The following is a 16,986-nucleotide window of genomic DNA, read 5'->3' as shown; positions in this document are numbered from 1 at the left end:
GGTATAAAAAAATGAAGAAACGATTAGTCATATTAGGAGCTGGAGAGTCTGGCGTAGGCACTGCCATTTTAGGCAAGGCCAAAGGCTATGACGTGTTCTTATCTGATTTTGGGAAGATAAAGAATCACTACAAAGAGATACTCACTGCCGAAGAGTTTTCTTGGGAAGAAGAAGGTCATACAGAAGCACTTATTCTCAATGCAGATGTAGTGATGAAGAGTCCTGGAATACCAGATAAAGCACCTATTGTGCAAAAGCTAATAGAAAAAGGAGTCTCTGTAATATCTGAGATAGAATTTGCATCTCAATATACAGATGCCACAATTGTGGGGATTACCGGAAGTAACGGGAAAACTACAACCACGATGCTTACTGGATTTATTCTGGAACAAGCAGGTATTAATCTAGGCGTTGCGGGAAACATAGGAGACAGCTATGCAAAGATGGTGGCGCAAAAGGAGATTGACACCTATGTGCTTGAAATAAGCAGTTTCCAGTTAGACGGAATCGCAGATTTTGCACCTCATATCGCGGTGGTGCTCAATGTGACACCAGATCACTTAGATAGATACGATTATAAGTTTGAAAATTACATCGCATCAAAATTTAGAATAGCGATGAACCAAAAAGAAACAGATTATCTCATCTATGATGCAGATGATCCCGTGAGTGTAGACTGGCTTAATAAACACCCGGTGCGCTCAAAATTATTGCCCTTTTCACTCACACAAAAATTTGAAAATGGCGCTTTTATAAAAGACAATAACCTAGTAGTACAAATAGATAATAACACCTTTACAATGACCACAAACAATCTCGCTCTTAAAGGGCAACACAACAAGAAAAACGCAATGGCTGCCTCTACGGTAGCAAATTTATTAAACATCCGTAAGGCAACGATACGTGAGAGTTTAGAAGGTTTTCAAGGGGTAGAGCATAGGTTAGAGCAGGTGCTTAAGATTAACAACGTGCAGTACATAAATGACAGTAAGGCGACTAATGTAAACGCTACCTTTTATGCACTAGATAGTATGAACGACCCTACGGTATGGATAGTAGGTGGAGTAGATAAGGGTAATGATTATCGTGACTTATATCCCCTTATTAATGAGAAGGTAAAAGCAATTATCTGTCTAGGTGTAGATAATCAAAAGCTTATGAGTCATTTTGAAAATATGGTGGATATTATTGTGGAAACACCGTCTATGACAGAGGCTGTAAAGATTGCTTACAAGGTGGCAGAGCGTGGTGATAATGTATTGCTTTCTCCAGCGTGTGCAAGCTTTGATTTATTTGAAAACTATGAGGATAGAGGCCGCCAGTTTAAAGCTGCCGTACGTAACCTTTAATTCTGATTATACAACCGGCTGCAAGCTGCAATCCCCCGTGAGTAGCCGGTGTATCAGAGTTTATAAAAAAAAAGAAAAATTACGCTTTCGCGAAAGCGCAACAAAAACAATTAATAGTAAGTGAGTACTAGTTTTAAAGACATATTTGCAGGTTTACAAGGCGACAAAGCTATATGGGCAATTGTTGCTCTACTGGCATTGTTTTCATTTTTGCCAGTTTATAGTGCTGCGAGTAACCTTGCTTATATAAAGGGCGACGGTAATACTGTGCGTTTTTTAATTAAGCACGGGATGCACTTAGTACTAGGTTTTGCGATGCTATATGGCGTGCATAAAATACCACATCATTATTTTAAAGGGCTCTCATTTATAGCATTGCCCTTTGTGATTATACTACTTATAGTAACGCTAGCCCAGGGTACCACGATGGGAGGTGCAAATGCAAGTAGATGGATTAAGATACCTATACTGGGTGTTGGTTTTCAGACATCAACCTTTGCAGGCGTTGTGCTTATGGTCTATGTAGCGCGTTATCTGGCAAAAATTAAGGATAAAGCTGTGACTTTTAAAGAAACTCTTGTTCCTCTATGGTTGCCTGTGGCGGTAGTTCTGGGACTCATATTGCCAGCCAATTTTTCGACCACGGCAATCATTGCTGCTATGGTGGTTGCTCTTGTGTTTTTAGGTGGGTACCCGCTTAAGTATTTAGGTATTGTAATAGCAACAGGTATTGTGGCGCTGTTATTTTTTGTGCTTATGGCAAAAGCTTTTCCGGGGATGTTCCCAAACAGGGTAGACACCTGGATAAGTCGTGTAGAAAACTTTGCAAATGATGAGGTAGATGCAGATGCAGATTACCAAATTGAAAAAGCAAAAATCGCAATTGCCTCAGGTGGTTTATTAGGTCAAGGTCCTGGTAAAAGTGTACAGAAAAACTTCTTGCCACAGTCATCTTCAGATTTTATATACGCCATCATTGTAGAAGAGTTTGGTCTTGCTGGAGCAGGTTTTCTATTGTTCTTATATATGTTATTGCTATTTAGAATAACAGTGATAGCCCATAAAGCCGAAACGATTTTTGCAAAGCTGGTGGTAGTGGGAGTAGGATTACCTATAGTTTTTCAGGCGCTTATTAATATGGCAGTTGCTGTAGAGTTGTTTCCTGTAACTGGGCAAACATTACCACTAGTGAGTAGTGGAGGTACATCTATATGGATGACCTGTCTCGCTGTAGGAATTGTGTTAAGTGTAAGTGCAAAGCGCAAACCTACGCCGGTAAAAGAAGAGAGTGAGTTAAACCCATTAGATGTTTTAAGTGAAGCCTTATAAAGTCATAGTATCTGGAGGAGGAACAGGTGGCCACATCTATCCTGCTATAGCCATCGCAAACGAGATAAAGCGCCGTCATCCTGACGCACAATTTCTCTTTGTAGGTGCGAGCGACCGTATGGAGATGGACAAGGTGCCACAAGCAGGTTTTGACATAGAGGGATTATGGATAGCAGGTATACAGCGCAAGCTCACGATAGATAATCTTATGTTTCCATTTAAGCTCATAAGTAGTTTGTGGAAGTCTCGTAAGATTATAAAAAAGTTTCAGCCAGACGTGGTCATAGGTACGGGTGGTTTTGCTAGTGGTCCCTTGCTTAAAATGGCAACGGTAGCTGGCATACCAGCATTAATACAAGAGCAAAACAGCTATGCGGGCATCACAAATAAATTACTGGGAAAACACGTAAGTAAAGTATGTGTAGCATATGATGAGATGCATCGATTTTTTCCTAAAGAAAAGATTGTAAAAACAGGAAATCCAGTACGCTCCGATTTACTTGATATATCAGGCAAAAGCGAACAAGCGATGGCAAAATATGAGCTAGATGCTAGTAAAAAAGTGGTGCTTGTGATAGGAGGGAGTCTTGGTGCAAAAGCTGTTAATGAGCTTATGTATGAGAAGCTACCTTTCCTTAGAGAACAAGGGGTACAGGTTTTATGGCAAACGGGTAAATTATATTATGACACCTATAAGCATCTAGATAGTGAAGATGTTAAAGTGATGGCATACATAGACCAGATGGATATGGCTTATGCTGCTGCAGATATTATTGTATCCCGCGCAGGAGCAAGCTCTGTATCTGAGTTATGTATCGTGGGGAAGGCAACTATTTTTATACCGTCGCCTAATGTAGCAGAAGATCATCAAACCAAAAATGCAAAAGCCATAGAAAAAGAAGGTGGCGCTATACTCATTGCTCAAAAAGACCTTGACAAGAAGTTTGAACTTATGGTTAAGGCATTAATAGATGATGAGCCGTCTAGGCTTGCTTTGGGCAATAAAATAAATGCGCTCGCTTTGCCTAATGCGACTAGTGATATAGTAGATGAGGTAGAAAAATTATTAAAAGATAAAAAGTAGAAACTTTACAGCATATTGTGAAGAGTTATATATGAAAGCACTTAAGGACATACAGAACTTTTACTTTATCGGCATAGGCGGTATAGGGATGAGTGCGCTTGCTTTTTATTTTCAAAATGAAGGTAAAAATGTAGCAGGTTATGATAAGACGCCTTCAGATGTAACCACAAAGTTGCAAGAGGCCGGCGTTGCTGTTCATTTTCAAGATAAGGGAGATGCGATAGATGAGATCTTTGCAGATAAGGAAAACACTCTTGTTATTTATACACCTGCGGTGCCAAGTACAATGGGAGAGTTAGTACGCTTTCGCGAAAGCGGGCATACCCTCAAAAAACGCGCAGAAGTCTTGGGTCTTATTGCAAACCAGTCGTTCTCGCTTGCCGTTGCTGGCACCCACGGAAAAACAACTACCTCAAGTATATTAGGTCACCTACTCGCTGCTACGGGAGCACCAGTAACGGCTTTTGTAGGAGGAATAACAAATAACTACAACGGTAACCTTATTCAGAACGGAAGCGATATTACCGTTGTAGAAGCAGATGAGTTTGATAGGTCATTCTTACAGCTCACTCCAGATATATTGTGCATCACCTCTATGGATGCAGATCATCTCGATATTTATGAAGACGAGGCAGATCTTGTGGCGACTTTTCAAGAGTTTGGATCTCTTGTAGCTCCAGAAAAGAGATTTATAAGAAATGGTTTACCACTTGCAGGTAATACGGTGGGTATAGAAGATGATGCAACATACTCGGCACAAAATGTGCGCATTGTAGACGGTGCTTATCATTTTGATTTTAAGTATCCAGAAGGTGTGCTTAAAGATTTGAAATTTACATTGCCAGGAAGACACAATCTATTTAATGCTACCACGGCACTTAGTATGGCGGTGGCTTACGGTACTCCAGTAGCAAAGTTGCCAGAAGCGTTAGCTAGTTATGCGGGTGTAAATCGCAGGTTTACCTATCGCTACCAGTCTCAAGATAAGGTGCTCATAGATGATTATGCACATCACCCTACAGAGATTGCGGCGGTGTATCAAAGTATAAAAGAGATGTATCCGGGCGAGGAAGTGCTGGCTATTTTTCAGCCACATTTGTTTAGTAGAACAAAGGATTTTATGGTAGATTTTGCCACAGAGTTATCTCGTTTTGATGAGGTAGCACTGCTAGATATTTACCCAGCGAGAGAGTTACCTATAGAAGGTATTACAAGTCAAGTATTGCTAGAAAAAATGACGCTTTCAAATAAAGAAATTGTCACAAAAAATCGCTTACCTGAGATTGTAACAGCTTCAAATAAGAAAATTATAGTAATGATGGGTGCGGGAGATATAGGTGTAGAAATATTAAAAGTTACAAAAATATTGCAGTGTGAAGGTTAATTGGTTTTACATAAAGATGCTTGTTTTACTGGGGTTCACAGTGTTTCTGTTTGGGTTTTCTGTGCAGAGAAACGACGCTCGTCTTGTAGAAGAAATTGCCATCTCTTTTGATGATGAAAGTGCACCTTTTGTCACTCGTGAGACCGTTAATAAATTGTTGATAGTAAGTGGGAAAAAGGTTACGGAAACGCCTAAAGAAAATTTAGCTTTGAGTATAATGGAAAATCGCGTCAAGGCGCATCCAATTATCAAGAATGCAGATGTTTATGTATCGATGAGTGGTGAGGTAGGAGTTGCAATAGAGCAACGCAAGCCTATTGCACGACTCAACGGTGCTACGTCATTTTATATAGACGAGGGTGGTGAGGTGATGCCACTGTCAGAAAATCACGCTGCTCACGTCCCTCTCGTTACAGGAGCAACAAAAAAAGATATAGACAAAGTATTTGAGCTTGTAAAATTTATCAATGGTGATACATTTCTCTCAAAGCACATCATAGGCATATTACGCACCGCTAGTGGTGAGTATGTGCTCAAAGCAAGAAAGCTAGCGTATACAATCTCGCTAGGTAAAGTAGAGCAACTTAATAAACGTTTCAGCAATTATAAAGCGTTTTATCAAAAGGCACAAAAAGATAAAAGCTTAGGTAATTATAAAACAATAGTGCTCAAGTATGACGGGCAAGTAGTTTGTGAGAAAAAGTAATAGAGGGTGTTATAAGAACGCTTTCGCGAAAGCGTAAACCTTCAAAATTAGAAGTATGGAAAATCAAAATATCGCAGTAGGACTGGACATAGGGACCACGAAGATCGTGGCAATGATAGGGCGGTACAATGAGTACAACAAGGTAGAAATTCTAGGTATAGGTAAGTCTAAAAGTCTTGGTGTGCATCGTGGTGTAGTTAATAATATTACCCAGACCATACAGTCTGTACAACAAGCAGTACAAGAGGCCGAAGATGTATCAGGGATTAAAATAAAAGATGTTGTAGTAGGTATAGCTGGACAGCACATACGCTCATTACAACATAGCGATTACATCACTAGAAATAACTCTGAAGAGGTAATAGATGCGCAAGATATAGAAGCATTATGTGATCAAGTACATAAACTAGTAATGTTACCTGGTGAGGAGATTATACACGTCTTACCACAAGAGTATAAGGTAGACGGGCAGAGTGAGATAAAGGAACCTATAGGAATGTATGGTGGTCGTGTGGAAGCAAATTTTCACGTAGTTGTAGGTCAAGTAGCATCTATAAGAAATATAGGACGTTGTGTTAAGAGCGCAGGGCTCAATTTAGATCGTATTACCCTAGAGCCACTAGCCTCTGCAAACGCAGTGCTAAGTCAAGAAGAAAAAGAGGCTGGTGTCGCTCTTATAGATATAGGTGGCGGTACAACAGATCTTGCGATTTTTAAAGACGGGATAATCAGGCATACGGCTGTAATACCTTTTGGTGGTAATATTATCACAGATGATATAAAAGAAGGTTGCTCAATTATAGAAAAACAAGCAGAGCTGCTCAAAATAAAATTTGGATCTGCGTGGCCAGGTGAAAATAAAGATAACGAGATTGTTTCCATTCCTGGATTGCGTGGTCGTGAGCCTAAGGAGATAACATTAAAAAACTTGTCAAAAATCATTCACGCAAGAGTAGTGGAGATTGTAGAACAAGTGTATCTAGAAATTAAGAATTACGGTCACGAGGAGCAGAAGAAAAAACTTATAGCAGGTATAGTACTCACAGGTGGAGGAAGCCAGCTTAAGCACTTAAAACAGCTAGTGGAATATATCACTGGTATGGATACTCGTATAGGATATCCTAATGAGCACCTAGCTGGAGATAGTGATGCAGAGACCACGAGCCCGCTTTATGCGACAGCAGTAGGCCTTGTGATGAATAGTTTAGAACACGGGCTATACAACTCACACCTTGATGCAGAAGAAGAGGCGATAGCAAAAGAAGAAGAGGTATTTACAGATACCATAAATGAAGTACAAGAAACAGACATAGAAGCAAGGCAAACTAAGCCACAAGCGCCTAAGCGCAGCATCTTTGATAGATGGGCAGATAAGTTTAAAGATTTTCTTGATAATGCAGAGTAGTGCAATAGCGTTACACTTTTAAACAAATAAGAACAAAAATCAAATCGGCGTATGGGCGTCGATCTAGTAGAATACAACGGGGCAAAAAATAAATTATATGAGTACGACACAATTTAATAACATCACATTTGATCTACCTAAAAACCAAAGCAATGTCATAAAAGTGATAGGTGTAGGTGGAGGAGGTAGCAATGCTATTAACCATATGTTCCAGCAGGGCATAAAAGGTGTAGATTTTGTAATCTGTAATACAGATGCACAAGCACTTGAGAATAGTACAGTGCCTATTAAGATACAACTAGGTGTAGGTCTTACAGAAGGTCTTGGTGCAGGAGCAAATCCAGAAGTGGGTGAGCAAGCTGCCATAGAGAGTGAGATGGATATTAAACAGATGTTAGGTACTAATACAAAGATGATCTTTATTACTGCCGGAATGGGTGGTGGTACAGGTACTGGTGCCGCTCCTGTAATTGCAAAGATGGCTCGTGAGCTTGATATCCTAGTCGTAGGGATAGTCACGATTCCTTTCCAGTTTGAAGGAAAAATGCGTAACGAACAAGCCCAGAAAGGAGTAGATAGACTACGTGCTCAGGTAGACTCACTCATTGTAATAAATAATAATAAGCTACGTGAGGTTTATGGAAACCTAGGCTTTAAAGCTGGTTTTAGTAAAGCAGATGAGGTTCTTGCCACAGCCTCAAGAGGTATAGCAGAGGTAATAACACACCACTATACACAAAACATTGACTTGCGTGATGCAAAGACAGTGTTGAGTAAATCTGGTACAGCTATAATGGGTAGCGCTACTGCTAGTGGTACAAGTCGTGCAAATGAGGCAATATCAAAAGCGCTAGACTCACCATTACTTAATGATAACAAGATTACAGGTGCAAAGAATGTACTACTCCTTATTGTTTCTGGTGGTGATGAGATTACTATAGATGAGATAGGTGAAATAAATGATCACATACAAGCAGAGGCTGGTCATAGTGCAAACATCATTATGGGTGTGGGTGAAGATGACTCTCTAGGAGATGCGATTTCTGTAACAATAATAGCAACAGGTTTTAATGCAGAGCAGCAAAACGATATTGTAAACGTTGAGACAAAAAAAATTATACACACGCTAGAGGAGGAGCAAAAAGCACAACAAGACCTTATGCCAGAGGCGACGGTAGAGATACCGCCAGCAGCACCAGTTGAGCCTCAAAAACCAGTAGCACCAGCTAAGATTGTACACACGCTAGACTTAGATGAGCTGGAGGATACTACTAGCGCTTTCGCGAAAGCGCCTGTAAAAGAAGTTCCACAAGAAAAAGCTCCAGAAGCACCACAGGCTCAGGCAAGACAAGAAGCTCCAGCAAGCCAGCAATATAAAATGGATATTGTGCCTACAACAGATATTATAAAAAATATCAATGTAGTATATGATGAAATTCTAGCCGAAAATGATGCAGACTTTGAAATCATAGATACAACTGTACGTCAAGAAAGCCCAATAGTTGAAAATAAAGAGCCAGAAGGAAACGGAATGCTCTTTTTTGATATGCCACTCAATGCAGACACTACTGTACAAGAGGAAGAAAGTGCACCTAAGCTTTTTGACCTTGACGATAGCACAGCATCAATAGAAGTAAATGAGCCTATAGAAATCATTCCAGTTACCGAGCATACTAATGATGGAGAGACTCGCTACAGTCTTGAAGATTATATGGAGCTCGAAGAGACACTCTCAAGTGCCTCTATTGTAAAAGAAGATATTGATGAGGAAGAAACAATCGTTTTTGAAACAAAGACAGTTGCTCCTCAAGAGAAAGAAGAAGATGAGCCAGAGGCAGAAATAGACCCTATGAATAGCCCTATCTCAAAGTTACTTATAGATAGAGCATCAGAGCGTAAACGTAAGATGAAGGAGTTTAACTACAAGTTTAGAAATAACCAGTCACGTATAGAAGAGATAGAGAAGCAGCCTGCATATAAACGTATGGGTATAGATCTAGATGAGACGCCAAAAAAAGATGGTAACCTATCTAGAACATCACTCTCTACAGATGATAATGACGAAGTACAACTACGTAAGAACAACTCATTTCTACACGATAATGTAGATTAATACAATTATTATTAGTGCTTTGTAGTCCAATGATCTCCCCCAAGATTGTTGGACTACTTTTTTATGGAGTGATTATTTCTACTTAAGTGGTACATATAAAACTCCGTATCTTTGATAATCTAATTAAAACAATAAACTATGAGTCTATCTAAAGATGTGATGACGGCTATGAAGGAGGCTATGAAGGCCAAAGATCAAAATGCCCTTACGTCACTACGCGCTATAAAATCTGCTATCTTACTTGCACAAACAGAAAGCGGTGCAAAAGAAGAAATAACAGAGGAGCAAGAGTTAAAATTGCTTCAAAAACTTGTTAAACAACGTAAGGATAGTGCAGCCATATTTAATGAACAAGGTAGAGCAGATCTTGCAGAGCCTGAGCTTGCTCAAGCAGAAGTTATTGCACAATTTTTACCTGAACAACTAGGAGAAGATGATATAGCCAAAGTGGTAGATGAGGTCATAGCTACTACTGGTGCTCAAGGAATGAAGGATATGGGTAAAGTAATGGGGCAGGTTAATGGCAAGCTAGCTGGTAAAGCAGATGGTAAGACTATAAGTACGATCGTAAAATCAAGACTGAGCTAATATATACGTTAAATATGATACTATTGAAAGAGGCACAATAATGTGCCTCTTTTTTTATAAATAAACTCAAGTAACAGCCATAACTTGCGAATACGTTTATTTATAAACATAAGCAGCGTCACTTTTCTAATTTTATGTATTAAATTTTATTTTGCAAGATACTAGTTTTCAATAGATAAGGCTAGTGTCTTTCACTTTTTTTAGTATGTTTGTGGCCTCCCCTTATTTTGTAGTAAAATTCTATCCTCAACTTATCTTTTAATTAAAAAGTTAATACTTAATACTAAAGGTTAAATGAAGAATTTTTTACGTGGGATCACGTTATTAGTCTGTTTTTTATTTTATATCACAGGGGCGGCTCAAGATGCAAAACTTGCCAGGGCAAATAAAAAATTTAATCAGCTTGCATATATAGATGCAATAGAAATCTACAAAGACCTCGTAGCAGAAGGCTTTAAGTCTTATGATGTTTTCAAAAAAATAGCAGAGGCTTATTACTATAACGGTAAGTACTCACAAGCACAAGAGTGGTATAAAAAGATCACAGAAAATTATGCAGACTCCGTAAGTGCAGAGCATTATTTTAGATTTGCACAAACTTTACGAGCAACAAAGGAGTATGACGAGTCTGATTATATGATGCAAATTTTTACCTCCTTAAATGGTAATGATTTTAGAGCAAGGCTATTTCAAGAAAATCCAGATTATGTGGCAGTAGAGGGATATAAGGAGAGTCTTTATGAGATTAATATGTTGCGCACGCTTAACTCTAGGTATTCAGATTTTGGGCCCGCATATTATAAGGGACAAATTGTTTTTGCCTCTGCAAGAGATACTGGTACAGTTACCAGACGTATACATAAATGGACTAATCAACCTTTTTTAGACCTATACAGGTCTACTATAAAAGAGGACGGTACAATGTCACCTCCATCTAGATTTAGCAGAAAGCTCAATACTATTTATCACGAGAGTTCACCCACTTTTTCAAAAGATGGAAAAACTGTTTATTTTACCCGTAACAACTTTACAAAAGGAGATTATAAAGCATCAAAAGACGGAATAAACAAGCTAAAAATTTATAAGTCCACGTATCTTTCTTCATCAAAGAGCTGGACAAAGGCAGAAGAAGTTCCCTTTAATAGTGATGATTTTTCAAATGCGCATCCGGCTTTGAGTCGGGATGGACGATTACTATACTTCTCTTCAGACAGAGCGGGAGGAGTAGGTAGATCAGACATCTGGAGGGTCGCTATAAATGAAGATGGGACGTATGGAGAACCAGAAAATATGGGCAAACCTATAAATACCGAAGGTAGAGAGGCGTTTCCTTTTATGAGTGATACAGGTAATTTATATTATGCTTCAGACGGTTATCCAGGCTTAGGCGGTCTAGATGTCTATGTTACAAATCCCTCTTCAGAAGAGATTGCTGTTGTGGGTGTGGGAGCGCCTATTAATAGCTCTAGTGATGACTTTGGTTATATTGTAAATGATAGTATAAAAATGGGCTTTTTCTCGTCTAGTCGTGCTCAGGGTATGGGTAGTGATGACATCTACCGTTTTAAACAGACAGAAAAACCACCTCGCAAATGTGATATCCCTATAAGTGGTTTTATAACAGATAAAAACACAAAAACACCTATTACAGATGCAAAGGTGCAACTTCTAGATCCAGATAATAAGGTTTTACAAGAAGTACAGGTCTCGCCTAAGGGTAAGTATACATTTGATCTTGTTTGCTCTCAGAATTATATCATACGAGCTTCCTCAAAAACGTATTACTCAAACGAAGTTTTTGTGATGACACCAGCAACAGAGCAAAGTTTAGAAAGAGATATAGAGTTAGAACTTAGACTTACAGAAGTAGGCGTAGGAGACGATCTTGCAAAGCTTCTCAATTTGAACCCTATATATTTTGACTATAATAAGTCAGATATAAGACCAGATGCAGCCCTTGAACTCACTAAAGTCATCTCTGCTATGAAGCAAGTGCCGGAGATGGTTATTAACGTGCGCTCACATACAGATAGTAGAGGTAAAGATTCTTATAACTTGTCATTATCAGATAGACGAGCAAAGTCTACAGTGGCATATATCATCTCAAGAGGTATAAATGCAGAGCGTATAAGTGGTAATGGTTATGGAGAGACACAACTTGTAAATGGCTGTGGTAATAATAGTGATTGTACCGAGGAGCAGCACCAGTTAAACAGACGCTCAGAGTTTATTGTTGTTAATCAGTAATGGAGTAAATTTGCGCTTTCGCGAAAGCGTAAAAAGGCTGCGTAGTTCAACTGGATAGAATATCAGATTTCGGCTCTGAGGGTTGGAGGTTCGAATCCTCTCGCGGTCACAAATAAATTTAAAATCCCCCATTAAGGTATAAACTTACTGGGGGATTTTAATCATAAGGCTCTTTGTCTATCAATTAATGAGGTAACTTATCTTTAAGTATACCATATAAAAAAGTACCTAGTATTGCCGCAGCAATAACTACTAGTATAGGTATAAAACCTGCTCCAATAAGAGTAAACATAGGACCTGGACACGCACCTGCAAGTGCCCACCCTAAGCCAAAGATAATACCACCTATAAGGTAGCGACTTACACTCCTAGTTTTTGGATAAAAGTGTATGGTCTCCCCATAAAAAGATTTTATATCAAATTTCTTAATGAGCTGTATAGTGATAACACCTATCACCAGTGCAGAACCTATAATTCCATACATATGAAATGCGTCAAATTTGAACATCTCATAAATACGAAACCAAGAGGCAGCCTCACTCTTAAACATTGTAATCCCAAAGAGGATTCCTATAAATAAATAAACTACTGTTCTCATTAGGCAAAAATTAAGGGGTATAATAAATGTATCATCACAAGACCTCCTATAAAGAATCCTACTACGGCTATAAGTGATGGGAGTTGTAAATTACTAAGACCAGAGATCGCGTGGCCAGATGTACAACCACCAGCATAACGCGCCCCAAACCCCACGAGGAGCCCGCCTATAATGAGTATAGCTAAGGTTTTAAAATCTAACAGCGCCGAGGTCTCAAAAAGTTCGGTGGGAAGGTATGCTTTACCAGCGCTATTAAAGCCTAGATTTTGTAAATCACTTATAGTTTCTGGTGTGATGGCAACAGCGGCATCTGGAGTCATAAAATTTGCAGCTATAAAGCCACCTATAATGGCACCTATAACCACGGTGAGATTCCATTTTTGTGCACGCCAGTCTAGTTTAAAAAAGTCTGCTTTTGTACCTGCTCCACAAATGGTGCACATCGTTCTAAGGTTAGAAGACATACCAAAGTTTTTACCCACCATAAGTAGTAAAAACATCACAAAAGCAATCATTGGGCCCGATACATACCAAGGCCAGGGGGAATATATCCAATTCATTACTTGATTTTTGACAAAGAAAGCGCAAAAATAACCCCTCTTCAGTAACATTTGTTACCTAAGAGGGGTCTTTATTAATCAAGTGTTTTAATGTATTGTAAATGTGTTTGTTATGCTTTCGCGAAAGCGTACCTATACTAGTTTTGATAAGCAGAGAGCATCCATACCAGTTTTTCCTGTTGTACGATATAATCACTCATAAGTGCTACTGTCCCTTCATCATTTGCATCTGCAGCTATTGATAAGATGGCTCTTTCTTTTTTGAGTAAGACAGTAAGTGCCTCGAGTATACTTGATATTGCTGCCTCACCATCTGTAATATTTTCGGCACCTTTAATCTCTGATATCTCTAGATATTTTTTAAAGGTGTGAAGTGGAGTAGCGCTTAGGGTAAGTACACGCTCTGCAATCTCATCTACTTTTATAAGTGCGTCGTTGTATAACTCTTCAAACTTAAGGTGTAATTCAAAAAATCGTTTTCCTCTTATGTTCCAATGAAAACCTCTTAGGTTCATATAAAACATCTGGTAGTTAGAAAGTAAATCATTAAGCTCCTCTGCCGTTTGTTGTGAGGAGGTTATGTCTAGGCCTATGTTATTTAGTTTTTTCATAATAATTAGTTTTTTTTAAGTTATTAATAGCTACGCTAAAACGTGCGCCTTAGTGTCTTAAAGTATTTTTATAAATTAAGAAAGCAAGAGGCTTTCATAATACATTACTCTTTATAATAGTTTTTGATACTCTTCTTTACATATAAAAAACGAAACAAACCTATAATTAATAAGGCTGGTCCTATAACAATGAGCATAATACCTATCCAGCGTATTTCGTTTAACAGGTCTAATTTTATAATAGCAAAACCAGAACTTAAAAAAACAATAAACGTTCTAAAATAAGCAAGAAAGGTCCTCTCGTTTGCCAGTCTCGTTCTATCTATCGCTAGTTTATCTCGTAGTGATTGCTCTAGTGTGCTCATAGGTTAGGTTATTTTTCCCGTAGCACAACTTACAAAAGATTTTGCCTTTAACAATACACCATTATCATCTTCTATAGATGGATAGCCTAGTTTTTTTAGAGTTTCCTTTACAGATAGCGCATCTAGAGCATCTTCGGCAGTAAAGGAGATTGTAGATGATTCTAGATCTACACTAACATTATGTACATTTTCTAATGCATTAATTTTTGTAGTGATTGTATTAACACAGCCACCACATCTTAGATTTTGAACAATTATAGCCGTTTTCATAGTGTAATATTTTGATGAAGAGATTACGTAAATTGATTTAATTAATTACGCTTTCGCGAAAGCGTGATTGCATACATTATAATCATTATGATTTATAGAATATGCTATTTCCAGTTGTTATAACCATCTTCTAGATCAAAGATGATTTTGAAACCTAGGCTATCTAATTTTGCCGCAGCGCGCTGGCTTCTATTACCAGATCTACAATAGAGGTACACTGGTTTATCCTTATCGAGTTCATTTACCTTAGTTGTAAACTCTGATGTTTTAAAGTAATCTATATTTTGTGCTTTTGCTATATGACCGGAGCTGTACTCATTTGCAGTACGTACATCTATGAGCTGCACACCAGGGGTTGCTATTGCGCTTTTAAAAGCGTCTCTGTCGAGTATTGTGATAGCATCGCTCTGTTGCAATTTATCACCAAAAAGTAAGGATAGAAATGACATAAGTATGAGTGTAAGTTTCATTATTATTTTTACTCAAAGATAAGCGCTTAGTGTACGTTTGTCAGTGACTTAGGTTACATAACAAGGCTTTTAAAACAAAAAAAAGTGACTGTTTGTACAGTCACTTTTTTCTTCACTAATTTAAAATAATAAGCCTTAATTATAATGAGGCAAATTATGCGTTATGGTGCTACCGTTTCTCCTCTCCAGGCCATCATTCCACCTGTAAGATTGTATGTGCTTTGTACACCCAAACTATCAAGTATTTGACAAGCTTGCCCACTACGATTACCGCTCCTGCAATAGATGTAGTAATTTTTTGAGGTGTCAAGCTCTTTTATAGAAGCCATAAACGAGGGCTGGTCTAAAAAATCGATCATTTGAGCATTAGCCTGTATTCCCTCTGCACACTCTCCAGGAGTTCTTACATCTAGAATTACAGCCTGACTGTCATTTGCAATGAGTTCTTGCCATTCGGCTTGATTTATATTTTTCATTTTAAAAGTTTTATAATGTTGTTGGACACACAAAATCTGTAACAGGTACACCAGCTTCTTTTATGGCTTTAAAACCACCTTTTACATCTATAAGATTGTGTATGCCTCTGCTTTTTAAAATAGATGCTGCAATCATACTTCTATATCCTCCAGCACAGTGTACATAAAAAGTGTCGTTTTCTGGAAACTCTGCAAGGTGATTATTTAAGAAATCAAGAGGAGTAAGGTGAGCGTCTTTTACACGCTCAGATAAATACTCACTCTCTTTACGTACATCGTATACCGGTTTTTTAGATTTTTCAAGATCAGACTTAAACTGTGCAGCCGTTATAGAGCTTACCGTATCATACTCAAGAGCTTCCTTTTTCCAGGCATCAAAACCACCCTTGAGATATCCCAGTGTGTTGTCAAAACCTACACGTGATAATCGTGTCACTGTCTCTTCTTCCTTACCAGGTTCTGTCACTAGTAATATAGGTTGCTTTACATCTGCAATAAGGGCTCCTACCCACGGAGCAAAACCTCCCTTGAGACCTATAAAAATAGACCTAGGTATGTGACCCTTTGCAAACTCATCTTGATGACGTACATCTAGTACAATGGCCCCCGTCTCATTTGCAGCAGCCTCAAAAGCTTGTGGAGATAAGGCTTGTGTACCTCTTTTTAAAACATCTTGTATGTCTTCATAGCCTTCCTTGTTCATTTTTACATTGAGCGGAAAATATTGAGGTGGTGGTAACAGTCCATCTATAACCTCATTTATAAACTCTTCCTTAGTCATATCTGCTCTCAAGGCATAGTTCATTTGTTTCTGGTTCCCTAGAGTGTCTACGGTTTCCTTCATCATATTTTTACCACAGGCAGATCCCGCACCGTGTGCTGGATATACTGTAACATCATCTGCAAGGGGCATTATTTTAGTGCGTAAGCTGTCATATAAGAAACCAGCAAGGTCGCGCTCTGTGAGTTCTCCCATTTTTTGAGCAAGATCTGGCCTTCCTACATCTCCTAGAAATAAAGTGTCACCACTAAAAATCGCGTGGTCTTTGCCGTCTTTGTCTTTAAGAAGGTAAGTTGTACTTTCCATCGTGTGTCCTGGAGTGTGTAAGGCTATAATAGTTACATCACCTAGTTTGAACTCTTGACCATCTTTTGCAATTATTGCGTCAAAAGAAGGGTTTGCATTAGGACCATATATGATAGGAGCGCCTGTTTCTTTGGCTAGTGTTACGTGACCGCTCACAAAATCTGCGTGAAAGTGAGTTTCAAAAATATACTTGATTTTTGCATCATCAAGTTTTGCTCTATCAAGATAAGGTTTTACCTCTCTTAAAGGGTCAATTATAGCAACTTCACCTTTGCTTTCTATATAATAGGCACCTTGTGCTAAGCATCCTGTGTAGATTTGTTCAATTTTCATACTTTCCATTT

At 38.6% G+C, this 16,986-nt stretch carries 17 protein-coding genes and 1 tRNA gene; 10 read left to right on the top strand and 8 right to left on the bottom strand.

Annotation, left to right across the window (positions count from 1 at the left end):
• Window positions 1-11 precede the first annotated feature (11 nt).
• The 10 genes from murD (at window position 12) to ABVM49_RS01155 (ending at window position 12,314) form a co-directional block, all read left to right on the top strand.
• Complete coding sequence (gene murD / locus ABVM49_RS01200) at window positions 12-1,349, top strand: UDP-N-acetylmuramoyl-L-alanine--D-glutamate ligase (RefSeq protein ID WP_405202695.1); 1,338 nt, start codon at window positions 12-14, stop codon at window positions 1,347-1,349.
• A gap of 120 nt (window positions 1,350-1,469) precedes the next feature.
• The gene (locus ABVM49_RS01195; RefSeq protein ID WP_035327639.1) at window positions 1,470-2,678 is read left to right on the top strand and encodes an FtsW/RodA/SpoVE family cell cycle protein; all 1,209 of its coding nucleotides are present in this window, start codon (window positions 1,470-1,472) and stop codon (window positions 2,676-2,678) included.
• Entirely contained in the window at window positions 2,665-3,762 is a 1,098-nt protein-coding gene (murG, locus tag ABVM49_RS01190; protein WP_405202694.1) for an undecaprenyldiphospho-muramoylpentapeptide beta-N-acetylglucosaminyltransferase, read from the top strand. Before ABVM49_RS01195 ends, murG begins: the two co-directional genes overlap by 14 nt.
• 31 nt (window positions 3,763-3,793) lie before the next feature.
• The gene (gene murC / locus ABVM49_RS01185) at window positions 3,794-5,146 is read left to right on the top strand and encodes a UDP-N-acetylmuramate--L-alanine ligase (protein ID WP_405202693.1); all 1,353 of its coding nucleotides are present in this window, start codon (window positions 3,794-3,796) and stop codon (window positions 5,144-5,146) included.
• Window positions 5,136-5,852, top strand: coding sequence for a cell division protein FtsQ/DivIB (locus ABVM49_RS01180; RefSeq protein ID WP_405202692.1), 717 nt, complete (start codon window positions 5,136-5,138; stop codon window positions 5,850-5,852). The genes murC and ABVM49_RS01180 overlap by 11 nt, the downstream gene beginning before the upstream one ends.
• Before the next feature lie 55 nt (window positions 5,853-5,907).
• Entirely contained in the window at window positions 5,908-7,257 is a 1,350-nt protein-coding gene (gene ftsA / locus ABVM49_RS01175; RefSeq protein WP_405202690.1) for a cell division protein FtsA, read from the top strand.
• A 97-nt stretch (window positions 7,258-7,354) separates the two neighbouring features.
• A complete protein-coding gene (gene ftsZ / locus ABVM49_RS01170) occupies window positions 7,355-9,370 on the top strand; it encodes a cell division protein FtsZ (RefSeq protein ID WP_405202689.1) in 2,016 nt (671 codons plus the stop codon).
• Window positions 9,371-9,508: 138 nt separating this feature from the next.
• Window positions 9,509-9,958: a GatB/YqeY domain-containing protein gene (locus ABVM49_RS01165; protein ID WP_035327651.1), complete on the top strand. Its 450-nt coding sequence runs from the start codon at window positions 9,509-9,511 to the stop codon at window positions 9,956-9,958.
• A 294-nt stretch (window positions 9,959-10,252) separates the two neighbouring features.
• Window positions 10,253-12,205, top strand: a complete 1,953-nt coding sequence (locus tag ABVM49_RS01160; RefSeq protein ID WP_405202688.1) for an OmpA family protein — start codon at window positions 10,253-10,255, stop codon at window positions 12,203-12,205.
• A gap of 35 nt (window positions 12,206-12,240) precedes the next feature.
• A tRNA-Arg gene (locus tag ABVM49_RS01155) sits at window positions 12,241-12,314 on the top strand.
• Window positions 12,315-12,389: 75 nt separating this feature from the next.
• On the opposite strand, the gene ABVM49_RS01150 is transcribed toward ABVM49_RS01155, so the two are convergent.
• The 8 genes from ABVM49_RS01150 to ABVM49_RS01115 all read right to left on the bottom strand — a co-directional run bounded on the left by ABVM49_RS01150 (window position 12,390) and on the right by ABVM49_RS01115 (window position 16,975).
• Window positions 12,390-12,803: a DUF6691 family protein gene (locus ABVM49_RS01150; protein WP_405202687.1), complete on the bottom strand. Its 414-nt coding sequence runs from the start codon at window positions 12,801-12,803 to the stop codon at window positions 12,390-12,392.
• On the bottom strand, window positions 12,803-13,363 hold the full coding sequence (locus ABVM49_RS01145) for a YeeE/YedE family protein (protein WP_405202686.1): 561 nt from the start codon (window positions 13,361-13,363) through the stop codon (window positions 12,803-12,805). The genes ABVM49_RS01150 and ABVM49_RS01145 overlap by 1 nt, the downstream gene beginning before the upstream one ends.
• A gap of 137 nt (window positions 13,364-13,500) precedes the next feature.
• A complete protein-coding gene (locus ABVM49_RS01140) occupies window positions 13,501-13,974 on the bottom strand; it encodes a Dps family protein (protein WP_405202685.1) in 474 nt (157 codons plus the stop codon).
• 104 nt (window positions 13,975-14,078) lie between these two features.
• Window positions 14,079-14,339, bottom strand: coding sequence for a YidH family protein (locus tag ABVM49_RS01135; RefSeq protein ID WP_038599726.1), 261 nt, complete (start codon window positions 14,337-14,339; stop codon window positions 14,079-14,081).
• A 3-nt stretch (window positions 14,340-14,342) separates the two neighbouring features.
• Window positions 14,343-14,609, bottom strand: a complete 267-nt coding sequence (locus tag ABVM49_RS01130) for a heavy-metal-associated domain-containing protein (RefSeq protein ID WP_298351983.1) — start codon at window positions 14,607-14,609, stop codon at window positions 14,343-14,345.
• Between the two features lie 104 nt (window positions 14,610-14,713).
• On the bottom strand, window positions 14,714-15,079 hold the full coding sequence (locus ABVM49_RS01125; protein ID WP_405202683.1) for a rhodanese-like domain-containing protein: 366 nt from the start codon (window positions 15,077-15,079) through the stop codon (window positions 14,714-14,716).
• Between the two features lie 161 nt (window positions 15,080-15,240).
• Window positions 15,241-15,555 carry a rhodanese-like domain-containing protein gene (locus ABVM49_RS01120; RefSeq protein ID WP_405202682.1) on the bottom strand — a complete coding sequence of 105 codons (315 nt, stop codon included), beginning with the start codon at window positions 15,553-15,555 and terminating at the stop codon, window positions 15,241-15,243.
• A 10-nt stretch (window positions 15,556-15,565) separates the two neighbouring features.
• On the bottom strand, window positions 15,566-16,975 hold the full coding sequence (locus ABVM49_RS01115; RefSeq protein WP_405202680.1) for a rhodanese-like domain-containing protein: 1,410 nt from the start codon (window positions 16,973-16,975) through the stop codon (window positions 15,566-15,568).
• Window positions 16,976-16,986 lie beyond the last annotated feature (11 nt).

This window comes from Dokdonia sp. LLG6352-1, from assembly GCF_045055815.1.
Lineage (GTDB): Bacteria > Bacteroidota > Bacteroidia > Flavobacteriales > Flavobacteriaceae > Dokdonia > Dokdonia donghaensis.
This window is presented reverse-complemented; position numbering and strand designations above follow the sequence as displayed.